This window comes from bacterium (genome assembly GCA_040754625.1).
In the GTDB taxonomy this organism is placed as follows: domain Bacteria; phylum JACRDZ01; class JAQUKH01; order JAQUKH01; family JAQUKH01; genus JAQUKH01.
The window spans coordinates 1-9,171 of sequence record JBFMCF010000081.1; the positions used below are offsets into that span (position 1 = coordinate 1).

Genomic DNA, 9,171 nt, shown 5'->3' on the forward strand with positions numbered 1-9,171 from the left:
TATTCAAGAGGGTGGTCTGCACTACATTCACTTTTTTTTAATCCGCTATTGATTTATCAAGCTTTTTTAGATTTCCTTTAGCTAAAAAATATCATTCCCAATATCACACTGCGGAACTTGGGCTAATTCTATGCTATATTTATCAATAACGCCTCCGGGAATGTCCGGGAAATTGCAAAAAGGTGCATCAATCGGGTATTCAAAAGTAAAACCACGCAGTGCATCTTCGTAATAAGCATTGCCTATCGCTGGCGGCTCAGATCGAGGCAGATATCCCTTTCTTGTAATAAATTTAAAATCCATAATAAAGTCTTTTAGTTCACTTATAAGTATTGAATCAGCTGGTTCCGCGGCAATAACATAAGTATAACCATTATGTTTTGTAATATACCGCAGAATATAATGACCTTTTATTATTTGAGATTGGGGTATACCAAAATGCTGTTCTCATAACCAGAAACAGGTCTTTTCTCATGAATTTCAATGTATTTTTCTCCATCGATTAACGGGATATCTGTTTTTTTATTATATATTCTGGGGGTGCGTTTTTATAATCTATGCCCACATCTTTGGGTATTATAGAAACTTCAATTCTTAGCTGGTCCTGATTGGGTATATACCATGAGGCATCTAAATCTTTGCTGTCATATGATTCGAAATAATAGGCATCTCCCCGTGTACCGGCACATGCATACCAATCTTTTGGATACTTAACTATAAAACCCCAATAGTTGTTTTGATAAATTGATTTTTGCTCTGATTTCACACTGCCATGCAGACTTAAGACAATAAACAGGAAGCTTAAATATGTGTATAATTTTAAAGAGACAAAAAATTGCCAAACTTTTTTTATTTTAATCTTAAGACATTTAAATTCAAAAAACCTAATTCGTAGGGGCGGGGTTTCCCCACCCTCTTGTATTATCATTCTATTTGTTTTCATTTCTGATGATATATACATATCGTCACAAGATATGCTCCGGATTGGGAATAATTATAATCCCTTAGTCTAATCTACTGCCTGTGATGAATATCGGGATTGTATTTGTTGGTCATGGGGAAATTTTTAGCTATAAATCACAAATGCTTAACTAAATAATCCGCGTCATCCAATAAAATCTTTGCTCCTTTTTCAGTTATATGTTTCCCTTTCTGGGCTTCAATTTCATTCTTGAAAGCGCCTAAAATATTCTCAATTGTGTTGGTATCACCTTTATCCATTGCCTGCACCGCCGTTTCCAGCTTCTTCAATAAGCTGTTTTTTATTCCTTCGTTATCAATTTCTTCTAATTGAAAAAGAATTTCCACATCCTCTTTCATGGAAGTTAGAGTTATAATATGTTCTACCTTGGATGTCTCAGGCGAAGTCGTAATTGTAATAGGATAATCTGCTATAGCTCCTTCCCGTGTAATACCGGTAAATACAGCATCCACTTCTTCCAATTTCTCTCCGGCAAGTTTAGGAAGGATTATACCAATGTACAAGGTATATGGTCCAACTCCTGTACCATAAGTCTGCAATGAATAATTCCCTTCTTCTATGTCAACAGTTAATTGTTTTCCCGGATCAGTAATCCTTTCATCAACTGCATCTCCTGCACCATAGAATCCATTTAGACCATCATTCACAATAGTTTTTGTAATAGGATCAAAACCTAATCTTTTACCCTGCGGGTCAGTCAATAAAAGTTCTACGGGACATTGAACAAAAACTCCCATTTGACCTTTTTCTGGAGTCTTATGAGTAAATCGTCTGAATCCCCCTGTTCCCACAGTATCAAATATAGTATCAAATTGATTATCATATGCTGTTAAAGTAACATTTGTGGTTGATGATGGATCATTAATTTTATATGTATCGGTTGTTTTCCCTTTTACTGTTACAAAATGAGTTTTTTTAATATTTCTTGGAACTTTTAAAATTACAGGATTATTATCTTTCAAGTCACTATCTAATGTATCAAAACTTGCACCCACATGATTATATATAACCTGGTCACTTGAATATGTTGCTACTTTCGTCCAATCTATATATCCTCCCGGATAATATCCTTTATTTCCATTTAACCAGTTATTCATATTTTTCGGATTAACCTCTTCTCCCTCTGCATCATACGCTATTCCGTATGACCTTACAACCATAACTAAATCAGTCAACGCGCAGCCCAATCTACTGATTGTAGTATCTGTGCTGTCATAAATTTCATTGGCCCATCCTGTGGAATCAGAACCGTTCCAGCTCGTTGAATCAAGCTGGCTGTAATAAGGAACTGCCAGGTTTATCTCTCCTTCTCCGATGTTTATTGCCCATTCCTTGGTAAGTCTTACCCAGCCTGTCCCGCATGACGGCATCCCGTTACTGCAATAAATTACTTTAACTTTATAATTATGTCCGCCTCCTGTTGGATAAAAATGCCTGCGGGTATAGGTAGTATCAGCATCCGGCCACCATTCTTCATGTTTCACAACATCGTCTTCATAATAATAATACGCAATCGCATAACCATTTATTTTTAATGTATTTGGAAAACACAAATTCGTTCCAACCAGGACAGTTGTATCAGGATGGGTAACTATAAGCTTTTTGTCTGATGTAGTCTCCGTCTGCATGGGGCCGACATAAGTTGAATTTCCCCCGCATTCATCAGAACTTGAATAAAAACTTTGAATGCTTAAACTATCCCTGCCGGAACTTTGATTATGGCACCTGCGGCATACATCTATATCCTCTGTCCAATTCGCTCCACAATTGGCCGGGGGGCTCATATTTTCTATCTTTTCACCGGCCTCCGCATAACTTGCACCAATAAAAATAAACAGTAAGAAAAATAAAATATTTTTTGAGAATAAGTCTTTTATCTCAGACATTTTTATCTCCTCCATGTTTAATTAAGAGCATATAACAAAATTATGTTCGTCACGAAAACGTGCATTTTAGAGCAAGACAAGGAGGATGAGCAAAAAGCGCGGAGACATAGCCAGAGCGCTAGGTTGAGCACTTTTTGTGAAATCCGACGCAGTCCGCAGCCCAAAATGTTCGTTTTGTAGTAGAAGATAATTCTGTTATATGCTCTAAGTTCCCTCTTATTTAATTCAGCAGCCGGGGAGTTTTTCCGACTGCTCATCCTGAGCCTGTCCGCCTTGGGCGGACGAAGCCGAAGGATCTCTGTCCATTTTTTTAGACCCTTCGTCGTCCGCCTCAGGCGGACACCTCAGGGTGAGTGGTCGAAACACCCGCCCCCGCGCTTTAATTGTATTGCTTTTCTGGGAATAGTCAAGAAAAAAAATAGACAAATATATTTCACAACTGCTTGAAGATTATAAACTTTCTCCCGCAATGGTCGCGGTTGAACTTAACGGGAAAATCGTCAAACGGGAAAATTTCAACCGATCCCCGCTGCGAAACTGAGACAAAATAGAGGTTGTTAAAATGATGGGCGGCGGGTAATAATAAAGGGTGCAGGGTTTTGGGTCAAGGCGCGGGACATTGGCCCTATAACCTGCACCTTTTTAATAACTATTGATTAACGGTGACCTTGGCGTCTTCAATAATCACGTCATATTTATAACCGGAACCGTAATCCTTATTTGTAACAACCGTCCCTGTAACAGTTACTTTGTCATTGACCTGCGCCACGCCTTCTGTCGTTATTGTAATGTCGTTTGTTCCCTGGCTGCCTGTTCCATCCTGCAAATGTATCCAGTTTTTCCCCATTATAGACAAATTAACTTTCGCTACTTTCCCGTTTAAAGTAACACTTTTACCGTTAAGCTCGTCTTTCCTGGCAAAAACATCAGCGACAGTAAAATTCCCCTCAGACGGGACAGAAGCTTCGTGGCTAACCGCCTCATGGGCGGCTTCTTTTGACTCTGCTTCACCGGCTTTTTTTTCTCCACCCTTGCACCCGATTAACAATACTACTGCGAAAACCACACTCAACAATGCTTTTACTGCTTTCATGAAATCAACTCCTTTTAAATATTTGAAAATTTTAAAGTATTATATCATATTTTGAAAAAAAGTGAAGGAAAAAATATTTCATAAAAAATCTGACGGGATTACACTTTTGAAAGGTCGGGATTGTAGCTGTCTAACACTCTCTTGAGGCAGGGAAGTCTTTGTTAATTTCTTTTTATATCATAATTAAATTATCTTGACAATAATACAAATAATGTTAAAATTTATTTTAATGAGATTAAACGATAAAGAAAAACAGCTTTTTAGTGAAAAGTTTATGGATTTAGGTAATTTAGCTATTGCCGCTCTAATTTTTGGACAGTTTGTCTCAAATATTTCCATAAACTTTTTTCTCATCATTTTTGCTTTACTTTTTTATGGTTTATGTCTCACAATAAGCCATCTATTACAAAAGGAGTAATAAATATGTCTAATATAATTTTTTTATTTATAGGTTTAATGGTTATTTTATTGATTTTCGTTGGCCCCACAATTTACGAAAATTGGAAAAAAGACCACACTAAGCCTCTTAAATAAATTATACCCCAAAGTAATTGATTTGCGGGGATTAAGAAACCCCGAAGGGGTATAATATCATAGCGATGGGTGAAGCCCATCGATGAATTTAACAATAAACCCGAAGCCCTGGGAGGATTAGGGGAGGATTAGGGGACGTTCATCAAAGTATGATTCCTGAGAAGTAACTCTTGATTTAGAAATTATACTATGCTATAAAGAGTCATGTATAAAAAAACTTCTCCCCAACAAAAATTATTCGGTATAGACATGCAGTTATCCTCTTCATTGCGCAATCGCCTTATTTCATCATGGGCTCATCTGTTCAAGCATGAAATCCTTCCCATACTGTTTAAGAATGAAGACCAGTATGCGATGCTGTACGGCAATACGGGACGTCCCAACTTCAGCGTTGCACGCATGTTAGGGCTGTGTCTACTGCAAGAGTTTAACACCTTGAGCGATCAACAAGCCCTAGACACATTCAGCTTCGATATCCGGTGGCGATACGCGTTGGATATTAACGACGATGAGGATTATCTATCGCGCCGTTCACTGGTCGAGTTCCGTAGAAGACTGGCCGCCAAAGACCCGGAGATGAAGCTGATCCGCAATGTCTTCGATAACATCAGTTGGGGAGATAGGGGACGGTGGTGCTGACTGTGCATTGCATCACTCCACCTAAAAACCACTTCCACTACCAATTTTCTATATCGCTTTACGCCAAGCACTCTCTGCACCAACGTTCTATTCTATATCTTTTCAAAATCAGCCCTTTTAACCCTTTATTGTTATATGTTTAGGTTAATATTCATACTGTACTCTTTTTCTTCTGAAAATCAACTTTTTATTGTAAATTATATTTGTAATAGGATGTTATTTCTGTGATAAAATTAAGCGATTATTCAAGGCTTGGTTAATAACCAATAAAAATGTAACTCAGTCTGGCCTGTCCAAAAAATGAAACCTGACAATGAAACTTGACAATGTAGTTACATTGTGGTAACATTTCAATAGAAGAAAAAAAGGAACTTTGATGCACATTCATAGTTTTGACTGGGATGAGAAAAATGAAAATCATATAGCCGAACACGGGGTTGCTATTTTTGAGGTTGAGGAAACAATTCTATACAGTAAACCTTTCTATCAGAGAGGCAGAGAAGATAAATATATTGCTTATGGCGTTACGGAAGAAGGAAGATATCTTTTTATAGTTTTTGTTATTAAGGGCAGCGGCCGGATCAGGGTGATTAGCGCCAGGGATATGGCTGAGAAAGAAAAACGTTATTACAAAAAGAGAAAGGGAATAAAGTAAAATGAAAAAGATACCTAAATTTAAAACCGAAGAAGAGGAAGCGCGTTTTTGGGATACCCATAGCCCGCTTGATTATCCACGTGAATTTGTAGATGTGAAAGAGCCTTTTGAATTTGCTCCCGGTCTCTTAAAAAAAGCCGCTGAAAGGCGCGAAGATAGAAAACGTTCTCTTACTTTAAGAATGGGCCAGCGGCAAATTGATTTAGCTAAAGTTATTGCTAAATACAGAGGGCTTGGTTACCAGACTCTGATGAGAATATGGGTGATTGAAGGAATCCGCCAGGAGATTAAAACGCATCCGGAAATAGGAAAACTTCTTGCTGTAAAATAGGCGGCTGAGTACGGCGGGCGGGCGGTGGAAACTAAGACCGCCTTAACTAAAAGGAAGCAGGTCAGATTTCAGGATTTCAGAGGGATTTCAGGGACGTTCACTAATCTATCCTTGCTTGTCTCGGCATCCCTAAATGTTATACTTTTTTTAACCTTATGTCATTATGTCAATTAAATAATACTTTGATTTCTGAGAAGTAAGTGCATATTTTCAATCGGTCGAATTATTAAAACTGTAAAGCAACTGTTGTTTGTAGAAAAAATGACATCTTACTCAAACCGATCCGGAATATTTTCAGACGACCAAAAATAGATGATAAAAAGCCTTGTAATGGTCCTTCCAGGGCTGTTTGGGCCTTGGCCCACCTTTTTATGTTACAAGCTATCAGTTTGCAGGCTACCGCAAAGCATACTTTCCTGAGTTTCCCACTTTTGAAGATAAAAAATAAAGATGTTGATTTGAGGCGGTTTTTCGTGTAAAAAAGTAGGGTGAAACCGCACTACCTAAAAATAAGGAGGGTGAAAACCCATTCTGGAAGCACAGCTATTCAAGTTGGTTTTTATAAGGGGAAAAGATTTAAGTTAGCAAAACACATCGGTTCTTCTAAAGAAGAAGGGAAGATATGTGAATTAATCCGCATTGCGGAGGAATATGTCCATTTCCACAATCCCCAATTAGAATTTAATTTTAATCCACAATCAGAAGAGATTCTTTTTAAACGCGGCATAAAAATTACGGAAAGTTATCTCTGGGAGGCTTACGAATATTTAAATCAAGTATACAGAAAAATTGGGTTTAATAAAATTGACAATTCCGTCCTCAAAGATTTTGCAATTATCCGTGTTTTAGAACCTGCTTCAAAGTCAAAGTCCATAGAGCTTCTCCAAAAATACTTTGGCATCAGGCTTAAAAAGACAACAGCATTCAGAGAGCTTTTGAAATTACAATGCTTGAAAGAAAATGTGGAAGATATTGCCGTAAAATATGCAAAAGAGAATCTTGGATTTGATTTTACGCTTGTTTTTTATGATGTTACAACCCTTTATTTTGAAACTCATACCGAAGACGATTTTCGGAAAACAGGTTTTTCAAAAGACAATAAAATAAATCAGCCTCAGATATTAATCGGCCTTGTTGTTAATGAAGCTGGGTTTCCTATTTATTACGATATTTTTAAAGGAAATACTGTTTTATACGAATACTCGACAAAACGGGCCAAGAAGGATAAATCTGACAATGATAAACAATTAAAAAAGGCTGAATATTACTTAAAAAATCCATCAAAGGCTATGAAACGATCGAAATTTTTGACAAGTGCGGACAAAAATGCTTTTAAGCTGAATGAAACAATTATTGAAAAGCACCGACTGCTTGAAGGAATTAAAGGCTATAAAACCAACATTGAAAATTTAAGCTGGGAGCTTTTGATTGAAAGGTATAAAGATTTATGGAAAATTGAGCAATCATTCAGAATAGCCAAAACCGATTTAGAGGCAAGGCCGATTTATCATCGAAAAAAAAGTTCTATTGAATATCACATTCTTATTGTATTCGTAGCACTTTGTATGACCAGAGTAATTGAGATGGAAAAAGGAAAATCTATAAGGAAGGTAGTGGATGAATTAAAGGACAAATGGACAATTACTCTGAAAGACGAAATATCGGGCAATTCTTTGAAATTACTCCTTGATAAAAAACCGCACTAATTGGGAAACTCAGGACAGATTGTATGCGAAGATTATTGGTTCTGGCCGAAGTTGTAGTAGGAAACAACGTTATTTGATTTATAATTCATCAGGGTTAATCAACTTCTTTTAAATAAATGTTTCAATTTTTCTCTAAAAGTATCTTTCTTAATATGCTTTTCAACTTCATTAAACAATTCAGTAATATTATTTTCTGGGCCAGAATATTTAAATGGAACTTTTGGATTATAAAGTTTCGCATAATTTATAATTGCTTCTTCCAACTTTTCTAATTGCGTTATTTCTTTAGTTATTTCTATTTTTGTACCATATTTTTTATCCCAGCTCAAAATTATTGGATATCCTCTAACATCCCAGCCTTCATATAGTCCTTCTTCAATATCAATTTGCTCATAAAAATTTAACTCTTTTGAATTAACCAACATTGCAATTGACATTTCATCCTTGGTTAAGATAAATATGGGATATTCTGGTTTCATTATTACCATCCTTTCTGCCATGGACGATGCCATTTTAATGATCCGCCATCGGGTATTTCCCCTGTATTAGGATCAATAATTCTTCTATGGTAATGAGGTAATTCACCACTAGGATTTCCTGTACGATTCCCAAATGGCGCAATACGAATATTTTTGCCGATAGTAATCTCAAAACCAGTTACATATCCCAATCCTGCTCCGAAAGACCCCCAAAAAATCGGATCTTCATATAGAGGAACTGGCTTAGAATTACCATATTTTTCGACGTCTTCAGCAGTCAATTCACTCCATTTCTTCTGGAATGGGTATTTTTTATCTTTACACCACCCCCACGGATCCACAAAATTCACTGCATTATTTCCACAATACGCGTAAAAGTTTATCCCGCCCAAAAACCCAATCGGATCCGGTTCCAAGAATCTCCCCACCTTCGAATCATAATATCTCGCCCTGTTTATCTATCATAGATCACTTTTCATAATCAATCCTTTTAACCCTTTATTGTTATATGTTTAGGTTAATATTCATACTATACTCTTTTCCTTTAAAAAATCAACTTTTTATTGTAAATTTTATTTGTAATTTTCCCCTGGGATGGTATTTCTGAATAGCGGCCTTTAAATCCTCCGGGACTACGCGGGTATAAATCTCCGTTGTCGTTATGCGGGTATGTCCAAGCAACATTTGGATCATTTTTAAATCACTGCTGTTTTGTAATAGATGAGTGGCGCATGAATGCCTCAGGCTGTGCGGTGTTATTTTTTTAGCCATACGCATTTTGCCTCGTTTCTATACTCGTAACAGAAATTATTTTCGTTCCATCATCAATTTCATAGAATAATCGATAGTCACCTATGCGGTATCGC

11 protein-coding genes and 2 pseudogenes are annotated in these 9,171 nt (G+C 36.8%); 4 read left to right on the plus strand and 9 right to left on the minus strand.

Features of this window, described 5'->3' with window-relative positions; all coding sequences use genetic code 11:
* Window positions 1-81: 81 nt before the first annotated feature.
* The 5 genes and pseudogenes from AB1498_07175 to AB1498_07195 all read right to left on the minus strand — a co-directional run bounded on the left by AB1498_07175 (window position 82) and on the right by AB1498_07195 (window position 3,961).
* Window positions 82-303, minus strand: coding sequence for a hypothetical protein (locus AB1498_07175; protein ID MEW6088073.1), 222 nt, complete (start codon window positions 301-303; stop codon window positions 82-84).
* Between the two features lie 199 nt (window positions 304-502).
* Entirely contained in the window at window positions 503-961 is a 459-nt protein-coding gene (locus tag AB1498_07180) for a hypothetical protein (protein MEW6088074.1), read from the minus strand.
* Window positions 949-1,056 (minus strand): annotated as a pseudogene (locus tag AB1498_07185) (transposase). The gene AB1498_07180 and the pseudogene AB1498_07185 overlap by 13 nt, the downstream one beginning before the upstream one ends.
* Window positions 1,057-1,077: 21 nt before the next feature.
* A complete protein-coding gene (locus AB1498_07190; protein ID MEW6088075.1) occupies window positions 1,078-2,868 on the minus strand; it encodes a C39 family peptidase in 1,791 nt (596 codons plus the stop codon).
* Window positions 2,869-3,517: 649 nt separating this feature from the next.
* Complete coding sequence (locus AB1498_07195) at window positions 3,518-3,961, minus strand: hypothetical protein (protein MEW6088076.1); 444 nt, start codon at window positions 3,959-3,961, stop codon at window positions 3,518-3,520.
* 738 nt (window positions 3,962-4,699) lie between these two features.
* Between AB1498_07195 and AB1498_07200 the strand changes: the two genes are divergently transcribed.
* The 4 genes from AB1498_07200 to AB1498_07215 all read left to right on the plus strand — a co-directional run bounded on the left by AB1498_07200 (window position 4,700) and on the right by AB1498_07215 (window position 7,826).
* Window positions 4,700-5,134: a transposase gene (locus tag AB1498_07200; GenBank protein MEW6088077.1), complete on the plus strand. Its 435-nt coding sequence runs from the start codon at window positions 4,700-4,702 to the stop codon at window positions 5,132-5,134.
* 376 nt (window positions 5,135-5,510) lie between these two features.
* The gene (locus AB1498_07205; GenBank protein MEW6088078.1) at window positions 5,511-5,789 is read left to right on the plus strand and encodes a BrnT family toxin; all 279 of its coding nucleotides are present in this window, start codon (window positions 5,511-5,513) and stop codon (window positions 5,787-5,789) included.
* A 1-nt stretch (window position 5,790) separates the two neighbouring features.
* Window positions 5,791-6,120, plus strand: a complete 330-nt coding sequence (locus AB1498_07210) for a CopG family antitoxin (protein MEW6088079.1) — start codon at window positions 5,791-5,793, stop codon at window positions 6,118-6,120.
* Between the two features lie 518 nt (window positions 6,121-6,638).
* A complete protein-coding gene (locus AB1498_07215; protein ID MEW6088080.1) occupies window positions 6,639-7,826 on the plus strand; it encodes a hypothetical protein in 1,188 nt (395 codons plus the stop codon).
* Window positions 7,827-7,924: 98 nt separating this feature from the next.
* On the opposite strand, the gene AB1498_07220 is transcribed toward AB1498_07215, so the two are convergent.
* From AB1498_07220 to AB1498_07235, 4 genes and pseudogenes are all read right to left on the minus strand, one after another.
* On the minus strand, window positions 7,925-8,305 hold the full coding sequence (locus AB1498_07220; GenBank protein ID MEW6088081.1) for a hypothetical protein: 381 nt from the start codon (window positions 8,303-8,305) through the stop codon (window positions 7,925-7,927).
* A 338-nt stretch (window positions 8,306-8,643) separates the two neighbouring features.
* Window positions 8,644-8,763, minus strand: a pseudogene (locus AB1498_07225) (RHS repeat-associated core domain-containing protein).
* 94 nt (window positions 8,764-8,857) lie between these two features.
* Complete coding sequence (locus AB1498_07230) at window positions 8,858-9,076, minus strand: tyrosine-type recombinase/integrase (GenBank protein ID MEW6088082.1); 219 nt, start codon at window positions 9,074-9,076, stop codon at window positions 8,858-8,860.
* A complete protein-coding gene (locus AB1498_07235; protein ID MEW6088083.1) occupies window positions 9,069-9,161 on the minus strand; it encodes a hypothetical protein in 93 nt (30 codons plus the stop codon). The genes AB1498_07230 and AB1498_07235 overlap by 8 nt, the downstream gene beginning before the upstream one ends.
* Between the last annotated feature and the right edge of the window lie 10 nt (window positions 9,162-9,171).